Source organism: Roseateles sp. GW835-FHT13E02 (assembly GCF_058794035.1).
Genome location: NZ_JBXAGJ010000011.1, coordinates 157,946 through 179,906 on the forward strand (window position 1 = coordinate 157,946; position 21,961 = coordinate 179,906).

Here is a 21,961-nt window from a genome sequence, read left to right on the forward strand (position 1 = left end):
CAGTCTTCCCTTCTTCTTTCAACCCATTCATTCACTCACTCTCACAGGAGTTGCTGTCATGAACCCGAACTTCGGATCTTTCTCTGCCGTCTCCACCGGCCTCAACGAAGGCGCGCTGCGCCGCGAACGCAACCGCGTGCTGCGCAACACCTACTGGCTGCTGGCCCTGTCCATGGTGCCGACGGTGCTGGGCGCCTGGTTGGGCGTGGCCACCGGCCTGTCCAAGGCCATGTCGCCCATGGTCGGCCTGATCGTCTTCATGGCCGGTGCGTTCGGCTTCATGTTCGCCATCGAGAAGACCAAGAACTCGGCCGCGGGCGTGCCTGTGCTGCTGGGCTTCACCTTTTTCATGGGCCTGATGCTGTCGCGCCTGGTGGGTGCGGTCCTGGGCCTGGGCAATGGCGCCGAGCTGATCATGACGGCCTTCGCGGGCACGGGCGCCATCTTCCTGGGCATGGCCTCGCTGTCCACGGTGATCAAGCGCGACCTGAGCAGCATGGGCAAATTCCTCTTCATCGGCATGATCCTCTTGCTGGTGGCGGGCATTGCCAACATCTTCCTGAAGTCCAGCGCGCTGATGATCACCTTGTCGGTGCTGGCGATTGGCATCTTCTCGGCCTTCATCCTGTACGACCTCAAGCGCGTGCAAGACGGCGAAGAAACCAACTACATCACCGCCACGCTGAGCGTGTACCTGAGCCTGTACAACGTGTTCCAGTCGCTGCTGTCGCTGCTGGGCATTTTTGGTGGCCGCGAGGAATGATGAGGATGGCTGAATGAGCTGAGCTGAGCGGAGTGATTTCGGCCATGCGCCGAAACTCACTCTGACCCCAGTTTGTGACCCCAGTTTGGGCTTGTGCTCAGCCCTGGCTCGGAGCGGCGCCGCGATAATCGGCGCCGTTTCTTTTTGGCCGCCGCGCCATTCGAAACGATCACGCCAGTTGCCCCCCGCCTCTTGCACGGAAAGCCCCATCTCTTGAGCCGCATCCAAGCCAATCTCCTGCTGACCCTCATCGCCCTGATCTGGGGCTCGGCCTTTGTGGCGCAAAGCCACGGCATGCAGGAGCTGGGGCCGATGATGTTCACCGGCCTGCGCTTTCTGGTCGGCGCCTTGGTCGTGCTGCCCCTGGCCTGGCGCGAGTGGAACTACCTGGCCGGGCGGCAGCTGGCGCTGAACCGCGACGACGGCCTGAAGATCCTGGGCCTGGGCATGCTGCTGACCCTGGGTGCAGCCATGCAGCAGATCGGCATCAAGTACACCACGGTGACCAATGCCGGCTTTCTGACCGCGCTCTACGTGCCCCTGGTGCCGGTGCTGGGCTGGTTGCTGCTGCGCCAGCTGCCGCATTGGTCGGTCTGGCCCGGCGCGCTGGCCTGCCTGGTCGGCGCTTTTCTGCTCTCGGGCGCGCAAAGCCTGGAGATCGGCCTCGGCGACAGCTGGGTGATCGCCTCGGCCCTGCCCTGGGGCCTGCATGTGCTGCTGATCGGCCGCGTGGCGGACCGCATGGCGGCGCCCTTTCTCGTGGCCTGCGGCCAGTTTTTCGTCTGCGGCCTGCTGGCCTTGGTCTGGGGGCTGCTGTTCGAGCCCTTCAGCGGCGCCGGCATCCAGGCCGCCGCCACACCGATTCTGTACACCGGCATTCTGTCGGTCGGCGTGGCCTTCACCGCCCAGGTGGTGGCGCAGCGCTATGCCCACGCGGCCGACGCCGCCATCGTGCTGTCCTCGGAGACCTTGTTTGCCGCCCTGTTTGGCTACTGGCTGATGGGGGACCGCCTGGCCCCGGCAGGCCTTGCCGGCTGCGCCCTGATCCTGGGCAGCCTGCTGGTGGTGCAGTTGCTGCCCCTGCTCCAGCCAGCCAAGACTTCAAGTGAAGTTTTACCAATTAAGTAGAAACCCTGATTTTTGTCATAGGGTTTTCACGGATGTCATTGATAATTGCGCTCGAAGTCACCCACAGGGGTGTCGCTACAGAGACAAAACATCATCATGACTGCAACTCCCGCCTTCCTCGCTCAATCGCAACAATACCTGCTGGCTGTTGAGCAAGACCAACCCTCGCTGGCCGGTACCTTCGGCTCTGCCAAGAAGATCAGCCTAGTCGCCGAAACCCTCGGCCTGGCTGCCACCCTGAGCTGCTTCGGTCTGACCGCCCTGATGATGGGCCTGGCCATGTAAGACTGGCGGGATCGCCGCCGCGATCCGCCGCCCAGCCCGGAAACCACTCGGCCCGGGCTCCAAGTTCAGCGTTCAAAGCTCAAACGCCGTGGTCTTCTTGACCGTGCGCAGCACCAGCATCGAGTTGCTGCGCGCCACACCGGGCAGATGCATCAGCACATCGCTGTGCAGGCGCTCCAGGTCTTCAGCATCTTTGTAGGCAAAGCGCATCAGGTAGTCGTTGGTGCCCGCCACATAGAAGCAGTCCAGGATCTCCGGGATGTCCCGCACCGCCTGCTCAAAGGCGCCCAGCGCCTGCGGCGTCATGCGCTCCAAATTGATGATGGTGAAGCTGGTGCCCGGCTGGCCGATGGCCTTGGGGTTGAGCAAGGCCACATAGCCGGCGATCACGCCGGCATCTTCCAGCTGCTTGACCCGCCGCAGGCAAGCCGAGGGCGAGAGATGGACTTGCTTGGCCAGCTCCACATTGCTGATGCGGCCATCGCGCTGCAACGCCGCCAGAATGCTGCGGTCAATCGCATCCAAAGTCACTTCTGAACTCATATTTCGAATATTGTGCGAATCGTTCACTGAATGATGGCACAAACGTGCAGAACCTCGGGTAAGCACCGGGGCGAATGCGCTCGCACATTGCGCGCAAGGCTCTCTAGACTGGCTCTCAGTTGTTGAATGAGGAGAGCCCGTCATGAGCCAGTCCATCGCCCCCGATTCGGCCCCCAGCACCACCGCCAGTGCGGACCCGAAGCGGGACGCCTACTGGATGCCGTTCACCGCCAACCGGCAGTTCAAGAAGTCGCCGCGCCTGCTCACAAGCGCCGACGGCATGTACTTCACCGATGACAAAGGCCGTCAGGTGCTGGACGGCATTGCCGGGCTTTGGTGCGTCAACGCCGGCCACAACCGGCCGCGCATCGTCGAAGCCATCCAGAAGCAGGCGGCCGAGCTTGATTTCGCGCCGCCCTTCCAGATGGCCCACCCCAAGGCCTTCGAGCTGGCCGAGCGCCTGGTCGAGCTGACGCCGGCCGGCCTGAACAAGGCCTTCTTCACCAACTCGGGTTCCGAGTCGGTGGAGACCGCGCTGAAGATGGCCCTGGCCTACCACCGCGTGCGCGGTGAGGGCTCGCGCACCCGCCTGATCGGCCGCGAACGCGGCTACCACGGTGTGAACTTCGGCGGCATCTCGGTCGGCGGCATGGTGGCCAATCGCAAAATGTTCGGCACCCTGCTCAGCGGCGTGGACCATCTGCGCCACACCCACGACCCGGCGCGCAATGCCTACGCCATGGGCCAGCCCTTGCACGGCGCCGAGCTGGCGGACGATCTGGAACGCATGGTCGCCCTGCATGACGCCAGCACCATCGCGGCCGTCATCGTCGAGCCGATTGCCGGCTCCACCGGCGTGCTGATCCCGCCCCAAGGCTATCTGCAGCGCCTGCGCGAGATCTGCGACAAGCACGGCATCCTGCTGATCTTCGACGAGGTCATCACCGGCTTCGGCCGCACCGGCCAGCCTTTTGGCGCCCAGACCTTCGGCGTCACGCCCGACCTGATGACGGTGGCCAAGGGCCTGACCAACGGCGCTGTGCCCATGGGCGCGGTGTTCGCCAAGCAGTCCATCTACGACACCTTCATGCAGGGCCCCGAGCACCTGATCGAGTTCTTCCACGGCTACACATACTCGGCCCACCCCCTGGCCTGCGCAGCGGCCCTGGGGACCTTGGACACCTACGCCGAGGACGGCCTGCTGACCCGCGCCGCGGACATGCAGACCTACTTCGCCGAAGCCCTGCATTCGCTCAAGGGCGCGCCCCATGTGATCGACATCCGCAATCTGGGCCTGGTCGGCGGCGTCGAATTGGTGCCGCTGCCGGGCGAGCCGGCCAAACGCGCCTTCTCGATCTTCCTCGATTGCTGGGAGCAAGGCGTCTTGATCCGCACCACCGGCGACACCATTGCCTTCAGCCCGCCGCTGATTATCGAGAAGCACCACATCGATCGCCTGATCGACACCGTGCGCGGCGCCTTGCAACGCGCCGCCTGAGCCCTCACCAACCCACGCTTGCATGCCTTTGCTGCAGATCGATCGTCAGCTCGCGAGAGACAGCTATTACGCGGCCACCGCGCCGCAAGGCCCCGGCTTCGCGCCGCTGCAAGGCACGGTGGAGGCCGATGTGGCCATCGTCGGCGGCGGACTGGCGGGACTGTCGGCCGCCCTGGCGCTGAGCGAGCGCGGCTTCAGCGTCGCGCTGATGGAAGCCGGCGAGATCGGCGGCGGTGCCTCCGGTCGCAACGGCGGCCAGGCCCTGGCCGGCCTGGCCTGTGACATGGCCGAGGTCGAAGGCCAGCTGGGCCTCGCTGAGGCGCGCCGCATCTGGGCCATGAGCCTGGAAGCCGTCGAGATGATCCGTCAGCGCAGCCAGCGCTACGGCATTGACTGCGAATGGCAGGACGGTTTTCTGAGCGTGGCCACCAGCGCGCGCAAGGCTGCTGACCTGCAAGCCTGGCAGCAGGGCATGGACGAGGTCTATGGCCACGAGCAGCGCTGGATTCCCAAGAACGAATTGTCCAACTGGATCGCCAGCCCGCGCTACCAGGCCGGCGTGCACGACCCGGCCTCGGGGCATCTGCATCCGCTGAAGTATTGCCGCGGCCTGGCTCAGCTGCTGAGCGAGCCCGCACGCCGCCCAGGCACCGCCCCGGTGCAGCTGTTCGAACACAGCCCGGCCCTGGCACTGGATCAGGGCACAAGCGCTCAAACCGGGCTCAGGCTGCGCAGCAGCCAGGGCCAACTGCGGGCCCGCTTTGCGCTGCTGGCCGGCAATGTCTACCTGCCCGAACTGGCGCCCGAGCTGGCACCCCAGCTGACGCAGCGCATCATGCCGGTCGGCACCTACATCGGCTGCAGCGCGCCGATCGAGGCCGAGCGCCTGAACGCCCTGATCCCCTCGCGCAGCGCGGTGTGCGACAACAATTTCGTGCTCGACTATTTCCGGCCCACGGCCGACCAGCGCCTGCTGTACGGCGGCCGGGTCAGCTACAGCACGCGCACGCCGCGCGATCTCAAGGCCATCATGGCCGCGCGCATGCATGCCACCTTCCCGCAGCTGGCCGAAATTGGCATGGACTATGCATGGGGTGGCTTTGTGGACATCAGCATGAACCGCGCCCCCGATTTCGGCCGCCTGGGCACCGCTCAGAATATCTATTACCTGCAGGGCTTCTCCGGCCATGGCCTGGCCCTGACGGGGCTGGCGGGCCAGCTGGTGGCCGAGGCGATCGCGGGCGACGCCAGCCGCTTTGATTGTTTTGCTGCCTTGCGCCACCGGCCCTTCCCCGGTGGCACACTGATGCGCATGCCGGCCCTGGTGCTGGGCATGGCGTACTACCGACTGAAGGATCTGCTGTGACACAGGTCAAGAAGCCCCAAGCGGAAGCACCTCAAGCACCGCCGCAATCAGCACCACGCAAACCCGTGGTGCTGGTGCCCGCCTGCCAACGCATGGTGGGCGACTACCCCAACCACATCGCCGGCAAGAAGTATGTGGACGCGGTCCGTCTGGCCGGCTGCCTGCCCCTGATCGTGCCGCCGATCGAGCTGCAGGACCTCGATGCCTTGCTGGACCAGGCCGACGGTGTGCTGCTGACCGGCTCGCCCTCGAATGTGCACCCCAGCCATTTCGACGAGGCGGTGCACAACCCCGCCCTGCCCCTGGACCCGGAGCGCGATGCCTGGACCCTGCCCCTGATCCCCAAGGCCTTGGCGCGCGGCATGCCCTTGTTCGCCATCTGCCGCGGTTTTCAGGAGGCCAATGTGGCCCTGGGCGGCAGCTTGCACCAGGCCGTGCAGGAACAGCCCGGCTTGCACGACCACCGCGCCCCCGAGGGCCAGCCGCCCGAGATCGCCTATGCCGACCAGCACGAGATCGCCATCCAGCCCGGCGGCCGATTGCAGGCCTTGCTGGGCCAGGCGCACATCCGTGTGAACTCGCTGCACGGACAGGGCGTCAAGCGCCTGGCGCCGGGCTTGCGCGTCGAGGCGCTGGCGCCCGATGGCTTGATCGAAGCCTTCAGCATGGCCGAGGCCCCCGGCTTCTCGCTCTGTGTGCAGTGGCACCCCGAGTGGCAGGCCGCGCACAACCCGCATTCCATGGCTTTGCTGCAGGCCTTTGGCCAGGCCTGCCGCGATTACCGCGACCAGATCCACCAACCCCGGCACGACTCGCTGCGCGACCCCGAGACCTAGGTCCCATCGCCTGAACTCCCAAGACCCCATGCCCCGGCACCCGGGCCGCAACCGCGGCCGGCCGGGGGCTCAAGACCCACGGAGATTCAAGATGGTTGATCGCAGCAATTTCACATTCAGCGAGCTGGAGACCTGGCTCAAGGCGCAACGTGTGACCGAGATCGAGTGCCTGGTGCCCGATCTGACCGGTGTCGCCCGCGGCAAGATCCTGCCGCGCGAGAAGTTCACCGAAGACCGCGGCATGCGCCTGCCCGAGGCGGTAGTGGCCATGGGCGTGACGGGCGAGTTCCCGGAAGAAGGCCCTTACTACGACGTCATCAGCCCCAACGACCGCGACATGCATTTGCGCGCCGACCCGACGACGGCGCGCCTGGTGCCCTGGGCTATCGACCCGACGGCGCAGATCATCCACGACTGCTTTGACCGCGATGGTCAGCTGGTGCCCTTCGCGCCGCGCTCGGTGCTGCGCCGCGTCTGCGGCCTGTTTGCGGCCGAGGGCTGGGAGCCGGTGGTGGCCCCGGAGCTGGAGTTCTACCTGGTCGCCCGCAACAGCGACCCCGACATGCCGCTCAAGCCGCCCATCGGCCGATCGGGCCGGGCCGAGACCTCGCGCCAGGCCTACTCCATCGACGCGGTGAATGAGTTCGACCCGCTGTTCGAAGACGTCTACGAGTACTGCGAGAAGATGGAGCTCAATGTCGACACCTTGATCCACGAGGTGGGCGCCGGGCAGATGGAGATCAACTTCTTCCATGCCCACCCCATGGGCCTGGCCGACGAGGTGTTCTTCTTCAAGCGCACGGTGCGTGAAGCGGCGCTGCGCCATGACATGTTCGCCACCTTCATGGCCAAGCCGATCGCCGGCGAGCCCGGCAGCGCCATGCACATCCACCAAAGCGTGGTGAACCAGGCCACCGGCCGCAACCTCTTCAGCAACGAGGACGGCTCGCCCAGCCCCGAGTTCTACTGGTACATCGGCGGCCTGCAGAAGTACATCCCGGCGGCCATGGCCTTGTTCGCGCCCTATGTGAACAGCTACCGCCGCCTGGCCCGCCACACGGCCGCCCCGATCAACATTCAGTGGGGCACGGACAACCGCACCGTGGGCATCCGCTCGCCCTTGGCCGAGCCGGCGGCGCGCCGCATCGAGAACCGCGTGATCGGGGCCGATGCCAACCCCTATGTGGCGCTGGCGGCCACTCTGGCCTGCGGCTATCTGGGCATCAAGAACCGCATCGAGCCCACGCCCGAGTGCAAGGGCGATGCCTACCTCGGCGACTTCCAGCTGCCCCGCAGCCTCGGTGAGGCGCTCAATCTGCTGCGCGCCGAGAAGGAGCTGGCCGCGGTGCTCGGTGAATCCTTCGTCACCGTGTATTCGGAGATCAAGGAGATCGAGTACGCCGAGTTCATGAAGGTGATCTCGCCCTGGGAGCGGGAGCATCTGCTGCTCCATGTGTGAGCGCCATCGCATCGCTGAACTGAGCCAAGGATCTACATCATGAACACCATCTCCACCGTCGCCTCTCAAGCCACTCCCAGCCGTAACACCCAAGACTGGCAAGCTGCCGACAGCCGGCATTTCCTCCACCCCTTCACCGATTTCCAGGGACTGGCGCGCAAGGGCGCGCGCATCATCACCCGCGCCGAGAACATCTACCTCTGGGACAGCGAGGGTCACAAAATCCTCGATGCCATGAGCGGCCTCTGGTGCGTCAACGTCGGCTATGGCCAGCAAAGCCTGATCGACGCCGCCGCGGCGCAGATGAAGGAGCTGCCCTTCTACAACGCCTTTTTCCAGACCGCCACCACGCCGGCCATCGAGCTGGCCGAGGTGCTGGCCGAGATCAGCCCGCCGCAGTTCCAGCATGTCTTCTTCACCAGCTCGGGCTCGGAAGGTAACGACACGATCGTGCGCATGGTGCGGCGCTACTGGGATGTGCTGGGCCAGCCCGAGCGCCAGGTCATCATCGGCCGCAAGAACGGTTACCACGGCTCCACCATGGCGGGCGCTTCGCTGGGCGGCATGAGCGGCATGCATGCCCAGGGCGGCCTGCCGATACCCAACATCACCCACATCGACCAGCCGCATTGGTTCGAGCATGGCGCTGGCCTGCGCGGCGAGACGGCCGGGCTGACGCCCGAGGCCTTCGGCCTCAAGGCCGCCGGCTGGCTGGAGGCCAAGATCCTGGAGCTGGGTGCCGACAAGGTGGCCGCCTTCATCGGCGAGCCGGTGCAGGGCGCGGGCGGCGTGATCGTGCCGCCGGCCAGCTACTGGCCCGAGATCCAGCGCATCTGCGACAAATACGGCATCTTGCTGGTCAGCGACGAGGTAATCTGCGGTTTCGGCCGCACCGGCCAGTGGTTTGGCTGCGAGACCATGGGCACCAAGCCCGACCTGATGACCTTTGCCAAGGGTGTGAGCTCGGGCTACATCCCGCTCGGTGGGGTGATGGTGGGCGAGCGCGTGGCCCGGGTGCTGATCGAGCAGGGCGGCGAGTTCAACCACGGCTTCACCTACTCCGGCCACCCGACCGCCTGCGCCGTGGCCCTGGCCAATATCCGCCTGCTGCGCGAACTCGATGTGGTGCGCCATGTGCGCGAGGATGTGGGGCCTTATCTGGCCCAGCGCTTTGCCGAGCTGAACGATCACCCGCTGGTGGGCGAAACCCAGAGCTGCGGAATGATGGCCGCGGTGCAACTGGTCAAGGACAAGACCACGGCCACGCCCTTTGACGAGGCTCTCGAAGTGGGCATGGTCTGCCGCGGCCACTGCTTCGGCAACGGCCTGATCATGCGCGCCGTGGGCGACCGCATGATCGTGGCGCCGCCGCTGGTGATGACGCGCGCCCAGGTCGACGAAATGATGGGCCTGATCCGCCGCTGCCTCGACCTGACCCTGGAGGACCTGCGCAAGCGCGGTTGGCTCTGAGCGGGGCCCGCGCCACAGCCCCGGGTTTTGGCCGATGGGCGCAGCCTGGCCAATGCCTAGACTGGGGCGCAATCCTGTCCTTGATTCCTCTCACCCTTCACCTTCTTTGTCAGACTGAACTTTCGGGAACCCCACCATGAAGCTGTCACCTGCCCTGCGTCGTTTCGCCTGTGCTCTCACCCCGCTGCTCGCCCTGCTGGCCGCGGCCGGTCCGGCCCGAGCGCAAGAGGAAGAGAAGGTCCTGAACATCTACAACTGGTCCGACTACATCGCCGAAGACACGATCAGGAACTTCGAGAAGGAGACCGGCATCAAGGTGCGTTATGACAATTTCGACAACAACGAAATCGTCCACGCCAAGCTGGTGGCCGGCAAGACCGGATACGACATCGTCGTGCCCTCGAGCTACTGGGCCAAGATGCAGGCCGATGGTGGCCTGCTGCGCAAGATCGACAAGAGCCTGATCCCCAATTACAAGAACCTCGATCCCGAGGTGCAGGCGCAGCTGGCCAAGCTGGACCCGGGCAATGAGTTCTTCGTCAACTGGCTCTGGGGCTTCTCCACCGTGGGTATCAATGTGGACAAGGTCAAGGCGGCGCTGGGCGGCATGCCCATGCCCGAAAACGCTTGGGACCTGATCTTCAAGCCCGAGTACATGGCCAAGCTCAAGAGCTGCGGCGTGAGCTTCCTCGACTCGGCCACCGAGGTGGTGCCCGCCGCCCTGCACTACCTGGGCAAGCCGCCCTACACCAAGAACATCGGCGACTTCGCCAATGTGCCAGCCCTACTGAAGAGCGTGCGGCCCTATGTCAGCCTGTTCAGCTCCTCGGGCTATATCAACGACCTGGCGAACGGCTCGCTGTGCGTGGCCATGGGCTACTCGGGTGACATCAACATTGCCCGCCAGCGCGCCATCGACGGCAAGACCGGCCAGAAGATCGAGGCCCTGATCCCCAAGAGCGGCGGCATCATCTTCATGGACGTGATGGTCATCCCGGCCGATGCGCCGCGCCCCGGCAATGCCCACAAGTTCATCAACTACATCCTGCGCCCCGAGGTGCACGCCAGCCTGACCAACAAGGTCTTCTACGCCAACCCCAACAAAGAGGCCAAGAAGTTCGTCAAGCCCGATGTGGCCAACAACCCGAGCGTGTTCCTGAGCGACAGCGACCTCAAGAAGATGGCCGCACCCGATGCCATCAACAACGATGTGCGCCGCCAGATGACGCGCATCTACACCAGCTTCAAGACCGGCCTCTGAGCCCGGCACGCCGCAGCCACAAGACCCAGTCAGCCGGGAGGAACGCGATGAGCGACGCGGAGCGCAAGAACCAGGGGCCAGGCGATGCGCCACGAGGCGATTACCTGCGCATCGAGAACGTGGTCAAGGACTTTGGCGGCGGCGCCGTCGCGGTGGACCGTGTGTCCATCGACATTGCCAAGGGCGAGATCTTCGCCCTGCTCGGCTCCTCGGGCTGCGGCAAGACCACCTTGCTGCGCATGCTGGCCGGCTTCGAGACACCGAGCAGCGGCCGAATCATCCTGAACGGTCAGGACCTGGCGGGCCTGCCGCCCTATGCCCGGCCCATCAACATGATGTTCCAGAGCTATGCGCTGTTCCCGCACCTGAGCGTCTGGGACAACATCGCCTTCGGCCTGCGCCGCGACGGCCTGCCCAAGGATGAAATCGCCAGCCGCGTCGAGGCCATGCTCAAGCTGGTGCAGCTGGGCAAGTACGCCAAGCGCAAGCCGCATCAGCTCTCCGGCGGCCAGCAGCAGCGCGTGGCCCTGGCGCGCAGCCTGGCCAAGAAGCCGCAGCTGCTGCTGCTCGACGAGCCGCTCGGCGCCCTCGACAAGAAGCTGCGTGAGCAGACCCAGATCGAGCTGGTCAACATCATCGAAAGCGTGGGCGTGACCTGCGTGATGGTGACGCACGATCAGGAAGAGGCCATGACCATGGCCACCCGCATCGCCGTGATGAGCGAGGGCCGCATCCTGCAGGTGGGCGCACCGGCCGACATCTATGAAACCCCGGCCACCCGCTTCGTGGCCGATTTCATCGGCAACGTCAATCTGATGGACGGACAGCTCAGCGTCGACGAGCCCGACCATGTGGTCATCGCTTGCGCCGACTGCCAGCACTATGTGGGCCATGGCATCACCGGCACCGCCGGCATGGCGGTCAGCGTGGCCTTGCGGCCCGAGAAGATCCGCCTCAGCACCGAGAAACCCGAGGGCGAGTTCAACCAGGTGCGGGCCACCGTGCGCGACCTGTCCTATTTCGGCGCCTTCACGGTCTACCACCTGCAGCTGCCCAGTGGCCAGGTGCTCAAGGTCAGCGAAAGCAATCTGGAGCGCCACCGCGCCGACCCGCTGAGCTGGGACCAGCAGGTCTGGGCGCACTGGTCGCCCACGGCCCAGGTGGTGCTGACGCAATGACCGCGGCCGCCATGAAGAACCCGCTCCGCCGCCTGCGCCTGCCCACGGGGCGCAGCGCCGTCATCGCCCTGCCCTATGCCTGGCTGCTGCTGTTCTTTGCGCTGCCCTTTTTGATCGTGCTGAAGATCAGCGTCTCCGAGATGGAGACGGTGCACTTCAAGGATCTGTTCAGTTATGCGGACGGCGTGCTGCGCGTGGCGATCAAGCTCAGCAACTACCTCTTCATCACCGAGGACGAGCTCTACTTCAAGGCCTATCTGGCCAGCCTCAAGTACGCGGCCATCACCACCGTGGGCTGCCTTTTGATCGGCTACCCCTTTGCCTATTTCATGGCCAGAGCCCGGGCCAGCCTGCAGCCGGCCTTGCTGATGCTGGTGATGCTGCCCTTCTGGACCAGCTTTTTGCTGCGCGTCTATGCCTGGAAAGGCCTGCTGGGCGAGCACGGCTGGGTGGCCGAGGCCATCGAGGGCCTGGGCCTGGACCAGCTGCTCTATTCGGCCGGCATGATCCCGGCCCTGGGCAAGCTCTTGAACACGCCCTTCTCCCTGGTGGTGGGCATGGTTTACACCTACCTGCCCTTCATGGTGCTGCCGCTTTACGCCAATCTGGCCAAGATGGACCTGCGCCTGCTGGAAGCCGCCAGCGACCTGGGCGCCACACCCTGGCAGGCCTTTTGGCGCATCACCGTGCCGCTGTCCAAGGCCGGCATCATCGCCGGCTCCATGCTCGTCTTCATCCCATGCGTGGGCGAGTTCGTCATCCCTGAGCTGCTGGGCGGGCCACAGACCCTGATGATAGGCCGGGTGCTCTGGGACGAGTTCTTCTCCAACAACGACTGGCCCATGGCCTCCAGCGTGGCCGTGGTGATGATTCTGCTCATCATCGTGCCCCTGGCTTTGTTCAACCGCTACCAGGCGGAAAGCCAGGCCGGCCCGGCCGCGGCGCGCAAAGGAGGCCAGCCATGAGCCGCCGGGCCCTGCTCGGCCCCCAGGCTACGCGCTGGTTTGCGCGCAGCTGGCTGGTGGCGGTGTTCGCCTTCCTCTACCTGCCGATATTCACGCTGATTCTGTACTCCTTCAACGACTCCAAACTGCCCTCGGTCTGGGGCGGCTTCACCACACGCTGGTACACCGAGCTGCTGCAGGACGGTGAGTTGTTGAACGGCCTCAAGCTTTCGCTGCAGATCGCTTTTGCCACCGCCTGCGCCTCGGTGCTGCTGGGCACTTTTGCTGCCTTCGCCCTGGTCAAGTACAAGCGCTTCACCGGCCGCACCCTGTTCGCCGGCATGGTCAATGCGCCCCTGGTGATGCCCGAGGTCATCGTCGGCCTGTCCCTGCTGCTGATGCTGGTGTCGCTGCAGCGGGCCCTGGGCTTCCCGGAGCGGGGCGCCATGACCATCTGGCTCGGTCACCTGCTGCTGGGCATGGCCTATGCCACGGTGGTGATCCAGGCGCGGCTGTCCGAGCTGAACCCGCAACTGGAAGAAGCGGCCATGGACCTGGGCGCGCGGCCGCTGCAGGTCTTCGGCCTGGTGACCCTGCCCATGATCACGCAGTCCCTGATGTCGGCCTGGCTGCTGACCTTCACCCTCTCGCTGGACGATGTGGTGCTCTCCGCCTTTCTGAGCGGGCCGGGTTCGACCACCCTGCCTCTGGTGATCTTCTCGCGCGCACGTTTGGGCGTCAGCCCCAGCATCAATGCCGTGGCCACGGTCATCATCGTCCTGGTGGCCCTGGGCGTGGTGCTGGCCAGCTACCTGATCGCCAGGGCCGAACGCCGGCGCAGCCTGGACATGGCGGCCGCACAGCGGGCCGCTTGAGTCCTCTGCCCATTCAACAGAACCGATTCCTCTTTCGTCCTCCCCATACCCACCCAATCAAGCCAAGGAGCAGATGCGATGAAGCCCACCCCGAACGCAAAGACGGCCGCCCCCTTGCTGGCCGCCCTGAGCCTGGCGCTGGCCTCGGCCTACCCCAGTGCGGCCCTGGCACAAAGCAATGAAGAGCTGCTCAAGGAACTGCGCGCGCTGAAAGACCGCGTCGGCCAGCTGGAAGAAAAACTCAAGGCCGCCGAGCAGAAGGCTGCCGCGCCCAGCAGCGCCCAGTGGGGCATGACGCCGGCCCAGGCCCAGGAGTTCAACCGCATCGCCGTCAAGACCGAGGCCCTGGAAGACTCGGCCGAGGCCATGGGCACCAAGAACCTGAAGATCAGCGGCTTCATCGACCCCACCTACATTTACAACCGCCAAAACAACAGCAGCAGCTTCCAACTGCTCAACAAGGATGCCTACGCCTACGACAGCGGCTACTTCGGCATGGCCCTGATCGATTTTCAGAAGGAAATGGAAGGTGGCACCAAATGGCGCTTGACCCTGGCACCCGAACGCGGCGTGGGCGCCACCTTCAACACCGGCTCCATCGTCCATGAGGCCAGCGTCAACATCCCGCTGGGCGACCTGCAAACCCGGCTCTGGCTGGGCCAGATCCCCGACTGGACCGGCTATGAAATGACCTTGCCTCCGCTCAACAAGCTGATCACCCACAACCTGCTGTTCGACTTCACCGCCCCTACCGCCTACACCGGCGCGGCGCTGGACCTGACCCGCGGCAAATGGCTGATCCGGGCCGGCCTGGCCAATGTCAACAACGCCCGTAAATCCCCGGGCAACAAGACCCCGGCCTTCATCTATCGCGTCGACTATGCCAAGGGCGAATTCCAGGGCTTCGGCTTCACCGGCCTGCATGGCAAGGCCTACAACTACGCCGCCGATGGCGTGGACGCCAACGGTGATCTGCGCTTTGCCGATGCCAACGGCCGCGACACGCGCGTCGACCTGATCGAGGCCGATGCCTACTTCATCCGCGGTGACTGGACGGTCCAGGGCCAAATCAGCTGGGGCCGCCAACGCGGCAGCGCCATCTTCAACGAAGATGGCCAACTGCGCGACGCCAGCTGGACCGGGCTGTCCACCCTGGTCGGCTACAAATTCATACCGCGCTGGGAAGCGGTGGCACGGATGGACTATCTGCGCAACGCCAAGAACGGCGGCGGCCTGTTCGGCTACAGCAGCGACGACAGCCGCAACGGCCTGGGCCGCGGTGGTGGCTTCGCCTGGGACGAGGCCAACCCGGACCCGGACACGGCCTCCAAGGGCGCCAACCGTTATGCCCTGACGGTAGGGCTGAACTATCTCTTCAACCAGAACACCATCTTCAAGTTCGAGTACCGCCTCGACGGCGCCAACCGCGCCGTGTTCGGCAACCCGAGCAACGGACAATGGGCCAAACGCAACCACCTGCTGGGCTCCTCCGTGGTGGTCAGTTTCTGAGTTGCTGCAACCTCGACAGGACTTTCATGAGCAGTTCCTCCCCCACCCGCCCCAGCATCGACTGGGCTGCGTGCGCCGCCGCCGTGCAGATCGACGGCCGCCCCGTCATCGAAGGCCGCCGGGTCGACACCCAGGCCGGCCTGCAGTTCGACTGCATCTCGCCCCTGAATGGCCGCAGCCTCGGCGCTGTGTCGCGTGGCCAGGCTGCTGACATTGACGCCGCCGTGGCCTCGGCCCGCGCGGCCTTTGACGATGGCCGCTGGGCCCGCCGCGCGCCGGCCGCGCGCAAGCGGGTGCTGCAAGCCTTCTCCGAGAAGATCCTGGCGGCCAAGGAGGAGCTGGCCCTGCTGGAGACCCTGGACATGGGCAAGCCCATCCAGTATTCGCTGGCCGTCGATGTGCCCTCCACGGCACGCTGCATCGCCTGGTATGCCGAAGCCATCGACAAGGTCTACGACGAGATCGCGCCCACCGGCCCCAATGCCCTGGCCCTGATCCAACGCGAGGCCATGGGTGTGATCGGCGCCATCGTGCCCTGGAACTACCCCATGATCATGGCGGCCTGGAAGCTGGGGCCCGCCCTGGCAGCCGGCAATTCCGTGGTGCTCAAGCCCAGCGAGAAGTCGCCACTGACGGCGCTGCGCCTGGCCGAACTGGCGCTCGATGCCGGCCTGCCCCCCGGGGTCTTCAACGTCGTACCCGGCTACGGCCATGAGGCCGGCGAGGCGCTCGCCCTACACATGGATGTGGATGCCGTCGGTTTCACCGGCTCCACCCGCGTGGGCCGCAAGATGCTGGAGTACGCGGGCCGCAGCAACCTCAAACGGGTCTACAACGAGCTGGGCGGCAAATCGGCCTTCCTGGTCTTCCCCGATTTCGACGACCTGTCGCGCGCCGCCAAAACCGTGGCCGGCAGCATGTTCTTCAACCAGGGCGAGAGCTGCAATGCCCCTTCACGCGTGCTGGTGCACGACAGCATTGCCGATGAGTTCCTGGCCTTGCTGGCCGCCGAGGCGCCCAAATACCAGGCCGGTGACCCGCTAGACCCGCGCACGGTGATGGGCGCCCTGGTCGACGCCGGGCAGCTGGGCACAGTGATGGGCTATATCGAATCGGGCCGCAGCGAGGGCGCGCGTGCGGTCGTCGGCGGCGAACAGCAACGCGTCGAAACCGGCGGTTACTTCGTCGCCCCCACCATTTTTGACGGGGTGAGCCCGGGCATGAAGATCGCCCGCGAAGAGATCTTCGGCCCCGTGATGAGCGTATTGCGTTTCAAGGATGAGGCCGAGGCCGTGCGCCTGGCCAATGACAGCCCCTACGGCCTGCAGGCCAGCGTCTGGAGCAGCCATATCGACCGCGCCCACCGCGTGGCCCGCGCCCTGCGCGCCGGCACGGTGCACGTCAACCAGTACGACGAAGACGACCTGACCGTGCCCTTCGGCGGCTACAAGCAAAGCGGCAACGGGCGGGACAAATCACTCCATGCCTTCGACAAGTACACGGAGCTGAAAACGACCTGGCTGCGAATCAACCCCTGAGCAGGTCCGTAAGTCCGAGACCGAGAATCAGACCAGCACTTCCACGCAGCGCGGGTGGCCGAGGAAATGCTCGGGGCTGGCGCTGGCGCCGTAAGCCCCCGACTGGAACACCACCGCCAGATCGCCGATCTCGGCCACCGGCAGGTCCATGCGGTCGGCCAGCAGGTCCAGCGGCGTGCACAGTGGGCCCACGACCGAGGCGGTCTCGCGCTCAGCCACCGGCACTGCGCCATGCTGGCGCACGATGGTGACCGGGTAGTTCTTGCGAATGACCTGTCCGAAATTGCCCGAGGCCGAGAGGTGGTGGTTCAAACCACCGTCGGTAACCAGATAGGTCTGCCCGCGCGAGACCTTGCGATCGACGATGCGGGTGACGTAGATGCCGGCCTCGCCGACCAGATAACGGCCCAGCTCGATGACCAGATGCCCTTGCGGCATGTCCACCGCGGCGCGCTCGACCAGCTGCTGCAGATTGACGCCGATCGGGCTCAAGTCCAGTGGCTGCTCGCCCGGGAAATAGGGAATGCCGAAGCCACCCCCCAAATTCAGGAACTTGACCGGCGATGGCGCAAGAGCCGCCAGGCGCAGGGCCAGCTCGTAGGACTTCTGCTGCGCCTCGCAGATGGACTCCGGCTTCAGGTTCTGCGAACCGGCAAACAGATGGAAGCCTTCGAAGGCCAGGCCCAGGCGGCCGATTTCGGCCAGCAGCTCGGGCATCTGCTCGGTGTCGATGCCGAATTGCTTGGGGCCGCCGCCCATCTTCATGCCCGAACCCTTGAGCTCGAAGTCGGGGTTGACACGCACGGCCACGCGGGCAGGCAGGCCATAACGTTTGGACGCAGCGGCCAGCACTGGCAGCTCTCTTGCTGACTCCACATTGACCAGCACACCAGCCGCCACGGCTTGTTGGAGCTCGATGTCCCGCTTGCCGGGGCCGGCAAAGCTGATCTCGACCGGATCGGCGCCGGCATTGAGCGCCACTTGCAACTCGCCGGCCGAGGCCACGTCGATGCCGTCGACCAAACCGGCCATCCAGCCCACCACAGCGGGCAGCGGATTGGCCTTCATCGCGTAGTGCAGCTTGACCTGCTTGGGCAGGGCAGCGCGGAGCTGCGCCACGCGCTCACGCAACAGGCCACGGTCGTAGGCGTAGAACGGGGTCTGACCCACGCGCTCGGCCAGCAGGCTCAGGCTCTGACCGCCGATCTGCAGCGAGCCGTCGGCCGCTTGCGGGAACTGGCTCATGGGGGCGTGCACCGGGGCGCGCTTGGGGGTGGGCGTGGCGTCAGACATGGTGGGTTCGGGAACGTCTTCTGGGAATGGGTGGCGGCTCAGCGGTCGATCAGCGGTCAATCAGTGGTCATTCAGGCCGAAGTCTGCTGGCGCTCGACCCAGGCGGTGGACAGCAGCTTGCGGTCGATCTTGCCGTTCGGGTTGCGCGGCAGCGGGCCGGGCTGGGCCTCGATGCCTGCGGGCACCATATAGGCGGGCATATGCAGGCGGCACTGCGCTTGCAGCGCGGCCAGGTCCAGCGCTTCCGCGCCGGCCGGCGGCGTGGCGATGACCTGGATGGCCTGGCCCAGCGTCGGGTGGTCCACGCCGAAGGCCACGCACTCGCCGACCAGCTTGGTGGCGTAAAGGATCTCTTCCACCTCGGTCGGACTCACGCGGTAGCCCGAGGTCTTCATCATCTCGTCGCGGCGGCCAATGAAGTAGAGGAAACCTTCGGCATCACGGCGCACGTTGTCGCCCGAGAACACGGCGTATTCGGGCAGCTGCAGGCCGCCTTCGCGCCCGCCCACGCCGGCCGGCAGCAGCTTGTAGCGCTCGGCCGTTTTCTCGGCATCGTTCCAATAGCCCAGGCCCACCAGGGCGCCGCGGTGCACCAGCTCGCCCGGCTCGTCGGGCGCGCATTCGCTGCCGTCCTCGCGCAGCACCAGGATCTCGGCATTCGGAATGGCCTTGCCGATGGAGTCGGGCCGGCGGTCCACCTCTTCCGGCGGCAGATAGGTCGAGCGGAAGGCCTCGGTCAGGCCGTACATCAGGAAGGGCTTGGCTGCCGGCACGCGTTGGCGCAGCAGATCCAGGGTTTCACGCGGCATGCGGCCACCGGTGTTGGCGAAATAGCGCAGGTTCTCGTTGATCGCGGCCGGCCACTCCAGCTGCGAGAGCTGGATGTAGAGCGGTGGCACGGCGGTCAGGCCAGTGACCTTCTCGCGCTCCATGGCCTTGAGCACATCGCGCGGCATCAGGTAATTCAGCAGCACCACGCGCGCACCCGAGTGGAACGCCGTGGTCAGCTGGCTGAAGCCCGCGTCGAAGGACAAGGGCAGCGCGGCCAGCAAGGTGTCCTGCGCATGGTTTTCCAAGTAGCTGGCCACGCTCTTGGCGCCGGCCACCATATTGCGGTGCGAGAGCACCACACCTTTGGGGCGACCGGTGGAGCCCGAGGTGTAGAGGATGGCGACGATATCGGTGTCGATGACGCGGTGGCCGGCGCAGGCCGGGGCGGCCATGAACTCGGCCCAGCTGTGCAGGCGCACGCCCTCGGGTGGCGGGGGCAGCGTGGCGGCCGCGCCTTCGGTCAGCACGATGTGCTTGAGGCTGCTGCCTTGCGCAAGTGTGGGTTGCAGCAAGGCGTAGCGCTCGGGCGAGGTGAGCAGCACGCTGACAGCGCAGTCGGCCATGATGAAACCGACCTGCTCGGGCTTGAGCAAGGGGTTCATGGGCACGAACACCATGCCGGCGGCCGGTGCGCCAAAGCTGCCGACCACCGTCTCGATGCGCTTGTCCAGATAAATGCCCACGCGGCTGGCGCGCGCCAGGCCCGTGCCCATCAGCCCCTGGCTGAAGGAGCGCACCTGATCGGCCAGCTCTGCATAGCGCAAATGGGTCGAGCCGGCGGTCAAGGCCAGGGCGTCGGGCGTGCGCGCGGCGCTCACCAGAATCAACTCATGCAGCAAATGGGCTTCCCGAACGGGCACGGAACTAGATTCAGTCATGCTTCACCAAGCAAATAGGCAGGCCAGAAAACAAGAGCTCAAAATGTAGCGCATGGCCCCCGGGCTGAACCCAGCCGCCCCAGTGCCGCACGCGAGCAGGCGGGAGTGTGCACGCGATTGGGCGCCGCGCTTTCGTGCCGCGCGTGAAAACTACCTCTTCCCCCCAGGAGCAGGGGGGCTGACAGAGGGAAATCGCGCCATTTCGGCCTGATAAGATCGCGCGCCGCAACGCCACTGGCGATGCCCGCTGGCGCAATCCCCGCGCCCTACAACCAAAGCAGCCGAATGAGCACAGAAAAGCATGTCCTGAGGATTCTGGACGAGGTCCTGAGTCTGGATGGCCGCAGCGCCACCTTCACCCGCGAAACGCCTTTGCTGGGCGCCGTGCCGGAGCTCGATTCGATGGCCGTGGTCAGCCTCATCACCGGACTGGAAGAACAGCTGGGCATCGTCACCGACGACGATGAGATCGACGGCGCGACCTTCGCCACCGTCGGCTCCCTGGTGGACTTCGTCGCCGCCAAGCTGGCCGGCTGAACCACGCCTGCATGAGCGCGCCGCACGCCGTATTCCTGGATGCCCCTCATAGCGCCGACCAGCGCTATGCCTTGCTTCACCGGCCTGTGGGCCCGCTTCGCGGGCGCGTGCTCTACCTCCCGCCGTTCGCGGAGGAGATGAACAAAAGCCGGCGCATGGCCGCCCTGCAAGCGCGGGCGCTGGCCGAAGCCGGCTACGCCGTGCTGCAAATCGATTTGCAGGGCTGCGGCGACAGCGATGGCGATTTTGGCGATGCCTCCTGGCAGGACTGGATCCAGGACTGCCTGCTCGGGGTCGAATACCTCAACACGCAAGTGGGCCGCGAGGCCCCGCTGACGCTCTGGGGTCTGCGCGCCGGCTGCCTGCTCGCGCCGGCAGTGGCCGAAGCCCTGGACGAAGCCTGCCATTTCCTCTTCTGGCAGCCGAGCACTCAAGGCAAGCTGGTGCTGCAGCAGTTCATTCGATTGAAGACGGCCGCCGCCATGATGGACGGCCAGCAAAAAGGCTTGGCGGAACAGGTCCGCCAGACCTTGACGCAAGGCGACTGCGTCGAAATCGCAGGTTATCGCCTGCCACCAGGCGTGGCGCATGGCCTTGAAACCGCCAGCCTCAAGCCACCGCCGCGCAAGCTTGACAGCCAGCCCCGCGTGGCCTGGATCGAGATTTCACGCAGCGCGACGGAGCTGAGCCCCGCCTCTCAAACCATGATCGGCCAATGGCAGAACCAGGGTTACGCCATGCGCAGCGCCTTGGCACTCGGCCCTTCCTTCTGGCAGACGACCGAGATCGAGGACGCGCCGGAGCTGCTGACCGTCACCCGAGAGCTGATGGCATGAGCACGGTGACCAGCAAGTCCTACCTTCAACAGGCACTGACCTTCACCTGTGAGGGGCAAACCCTGCAGGCGGTGCTCACCCTGCCGCCGGCAGAAGTCACAGCGCAGGCGCTGGGCGTGCTGATCGTGGTCGGGGGGCCCCAGTATCGAGCGGGCAGCCATCGCCAGTTCACCCTGCTGAGCCGTGAACTGGCGCGCCAGGGCTTTCCCGTGCTGCGCTTCGACCACCGAGGCATGGGCGACAGCAGTGGCGAGCTGCATGATTTCAAACAGATCACGGCCGACATCGGCGCTGCCCTCGATGCCTTCCAGGCAGCCTGCCCAGACGTGCAGCGCCTGGTGATCTGGGGCTTGTGCGATGCCGCTTCGGCCGCGCTGATGTACTGGCAGCGCCGTCGTGACACCCGTCTGGCCGGCCTTTGCCTGCTCAATCCCTGGGTGCGTTCCGAGGCGAGCCTGGCCAAGGCCACCGTCAAGCATTACTACCTGGACCGACTCAAGCAGCCGGAGTTCTGGAAGAAGCTACTCAGTGGCCGCGTTGCAGGCGCGGCTCTGCGCGATCTGCTCGGCAACCTGCGCCGTGCCCGAGCGGCAGGCGCAGCCAAGGCTGCCACGAGCCTGAGTTTTCAAGAGGAAATGGCAACCGCCTGGCGCCAGCTGAATTCGCCCTTGCTGTTGATCTTGAGCGGCCGGGACCTGACGGCCAAAGAGTTCCTGGAACATGCCCAGGCCGATGCCGGCTGGCAGGGTCTTCTCAAGGCAACTTATGTGACGCGCGCCGATCTGACCGAAGCAGACCACACCTTTTCGAACGCGGCGGCTCGCGATCAGGTGGCCCAGCTGACGGCTGACTGGCTGCGCCAGGTCTCCAGCAAGACCCCGCTCGACGCACGGGCACACCCATGAACTCGGTGCCCGAGAGTCCACCGCGGCC

General features: G+C 65.7%; 20 protein-coding genes. 17 read left to right on the forward strand and 3 right to left on the reverse strand.

Going from position 1 to position 21,961, the window contains the following annotated elements; translation table 11 throughout:
* The first annotated feature begins 58 nt into the window (after nt 1–58).
* From AC1Q6P_RS12855 to AC1Q6P_RS12865, 3 genes are all read left to right on the forward strand, one after another.
* Nucleotides 59–763, forward strand: coding sequence for a Bax inhibitor-1/YccA family protein (locus AC1Q6P_RS12855; RefSeq protein ID WP_102770275.1), 705 nt, complete (start codon nt 59–61; stop codon nt 761–763).
* 213 nt (nt 764–976) lie between these two features.
* Nucleotides 977–1,891, forward strand: a complete 915-nt coding sequence (locus AC1Q6P_RS12860; RefSeq protein WP_492664165.1) for a DMT family transporter — start codon at nt 977–979, stop codon at nt 1,889–1,891.
* A gap of 96 nt (nt 1,892–1,987) precedes the next feature.
* Nucleotides 1,988–2,176, forward strand: a complete 189-nt coding sequence (locus AC1Q6P_RS12865; RefSeq protein ID WP_492664166.1) for a hypothetical protein — start codon at nt 1,988–1,990, stop codon at nt 2,174–2,176.
* A gap of 72 nt (nt 2,177–2,248) precedes the next feature.
* On the opposite strand, the gene AC1Q6P_RS12870 is transcribed toward AC1Q6P_RS12865, so the two are convergent.
* Nucleotides 2,249–2,719, reverse strand: a complete 471-nt coding sequence (locus tag AC1Q6P_RS12870; protein WP_171826212.1) for an Lrp/AsnC family transcriptional regulator — start codon at nt 2,717–2,719, stop codon at nt 2,249–2,251.
* A 217-nt stretch (nt 2,720–2,936) separates the two neighbouring features.
* Here AC1Q6P_RS12870 and aptA point away from each other — a divergent pair, with 217 nt between their 5' ends.
* From aptA to AC1Q6P_RS12925, 11 genes are all read left to right on the forward strand, one after another.
* Complete coding sequence (gene aptA, locus AC1Q6P_RS12875; RefSeq protein WP_492664192.1) at nt 2,937–4,217, forward strand: omega-aminotransferase AptA; 1,281 nt, start codon at nt 2,937–2,939, stop codon at nt 4,215–4,217.
* A gap of 22 nt (nt 4,218–4,239) precedes the next feature.
* Entirely contained in the window at nt 4,240–5,583 is a 1,344-nt protein-coding gene (locus AC1Q6P_RS12880) for an NAD(P)/FAD-dependent oxidoreductase (RefSeq protein ID WP_492664167.1), read from the forward strand.
* A gap of 74 nt (nt 5,584–5,657) precedes the next feature.
* On the forward strand, nt 5,658–6,419 hold the full coding sequence (locus AC1Q6P_RS12885; RefSeq protein ID WP_492664193.1) for a gamma-glutamyl-gamma-aminobutyrate hydrolase family protein: 762 nt from the start codon (nt 5,658–5,660) through the stop codon (nt 6,417–6,419).
* A gap of 91 nt (nt 6,420–6,510) precedes the next feature.
* Complete coding sequence (locus tag AC1Q6P_RS12890) at nt 6,511–7,878, forward strand: glutamine synthetase family protein (RefSeq protein WP_102770269.1); 1,368 nt, start codon at nt 6,511–6,513, stop codon at nt 7,876–7,878.
* A gap of 39 nt (nt 7,879–7,917) precedes the next feature.
* Nucleotides 7,918–9,348 carry an aspartate aminotransferase family protein gene (locus AC1Q6P_RS12895; RefSeq protein ID WP_492664168.1) on the forward strand — a complete coding sequence of 477 codons (1,431 nt, stop codon included), beginning with the start codon at nt 7,918–7,920 and terminating at the stop codon, nt 9,346–9,348.
* 136 nt (nt 9,349–9,484) lie between these two features.
* Nucleotides 9,485–10,609, forward strand: a complete 1,125-nt coding sequence (locus AC1Q6P_RS12900; RefSeq protein ID WP_102770267.1) for a polyamine ABC transporter substrate-binding protein — start codon at nt 9,485–9,487, stop codon at nt 10,607–10,609.
* Between the two features lie 47 nt (nt 10,610–10,656).
* Nucleotides 10,657–11,787 (forward strand): ABC transporter ATP-binding protein, encoded by a 1,131-nt coding sequence (locus AC1Q6P_RS12905; protein WP_492664169.1) that lies wholly within the window; start codon nt 10,657–10,659, stop codon nt 11,785–11,787.
* Nucleotides 11,788–11,798: 11 nt separating this feature from the next.
* Entirely contained in the window at nt 11,799–12,752 is a 954-nt protein-coding gene (locus AC1Q6P_RS12910; RefSeq protein ID WP_492664170.1) for an ABC transporter permease subunit, read from the forward strand.
* Nucleotides 12,749–13,606: an ABC transporter permease gene (locus AC1Q6P_RS12915; RefSeq protein ID WP_102770265.1), complete on the forward strand. Its 858-nt coding sequence runs from the start codon at nt 12,749–12,751 to the stop codon at nt 13,604–13,606. Before AC1Q6P_RS12910 ends, AC1Q6P_RS12915 begins: the two co-directional genes overlap by 4 nt.
* Nucleotides 13,607–13,684: 78 nt before the next feature.
* Nucleotides 13,685–15,115 (forward strand): DUF3138 family protein, encoded by a 1,431-nt coding sequence (locus AC1Q6P_RS12920; protein WP_492664171.1) that lies wholly within the window; start codon nt 13,685–13,687, stop codon nt 15,113–15,115.
* Nucleotides 15,116–15,141: 26 nt separating this feature from the next.
* A complete protein-coding gene (locus AC1Q6P_RS12925) occupies nt 15,142–16,653 on the forward strand; it encodes an aldehyde dehydrogenase (protein ID WP_492664172.1) in 1,512 nt (503 codons plus the stop codon).
* A 27-nt stretch (nt 16,654–16,680) separates the two neighbouring features.
* Here AC1Q6P_RS12925 and AC1Q6P_RS12930 read toward each other — a convergent pair whose 3' ends face one another.
* Together AC1Q6P_RS12930 and AC1Q6P_RS12935 are read right to left on the reverse strand one after the other, a co-directional pair.
* Nucleotides 16,681–17,946 (reverse strand): pyridoxal-dependent decarboxylase, exosortase A system-associated, encoded by a 1,266-nt coding sequence (locus AC1Q6P_RS12930; protein WP_492664173.1) that lies wholly within the window; start codon nt 17,944–17,946, stop codon nt 16,681–16,683.
* Nucleotides 17,947–18,017: 71 nt separating this feature from the next.
* A complete protein-coding gene (locus tag AC1Q6P_RS12935) occupies nt 18,018–19,655 on the reverse strand; it encodes an acyl-CoA ligase (AMP-forming), exosortase A system-associated (RefSeq protein ID WP_492664174.1) in 1,638 nt (545 codons plus the stop codon).
* 285 nt (nt 19,656–19,940) lie between these two features.
* Here AC1Q6P_RS12935 and AC1Q6P_RS12940 point away from each other — a divergent pair, with 285 nt between their 5' ends.
* The 3 genes from AC1Q6P_RS12940 to AC1Q6P_RS12950 are packed head-to-tail and all read left to right on the forward strand — an operon-like array spanning nt 19,941 to nt 21,933.
* Nucleotides 19,941–20,192 (forward strand): acyl carrier protein, encoded by a 252-nt coding sequence (locus AC1Q6P_RS12940; protein WP_102770260.1) that lies wholly within the window; start codon nt 19,941–19,943, stop codon nt 20,190–20,192.
* An 11-nt stretch (nt 20,193–20,203) separates the two neighbouring features.
* On the forward strand, nt 20,204–21,028 hold the full coding sequence (locus tag AC1Q6P_RS12945; protein ID WP_492664175.1) for a hydrolase 2, exosortase A system-associated: 825 nt from the start codon (nt 20,204–20,206) through the stop codon (nt 21,026–21,028).
* Nucleotides 21,025–21,933: a hydrolase 1, exosortase A system-associated gene (locus tag AC1Q6P_RS12950; protein ID WP_492664176.1), complete on the forward strand. Its 909-nt coding sequence runs from the start codon at nt 21,025–21,027 to the stop codon at nt 21,931–21,933. The genes AC1Q6P_RS12945 and AC1Q6P_RS12950 overlap by 4 nt, the downstream gene beginning before the upstream one ends.
* Nucleotides 21,934–21,961 lie beyond the last annotated feature (28 nt).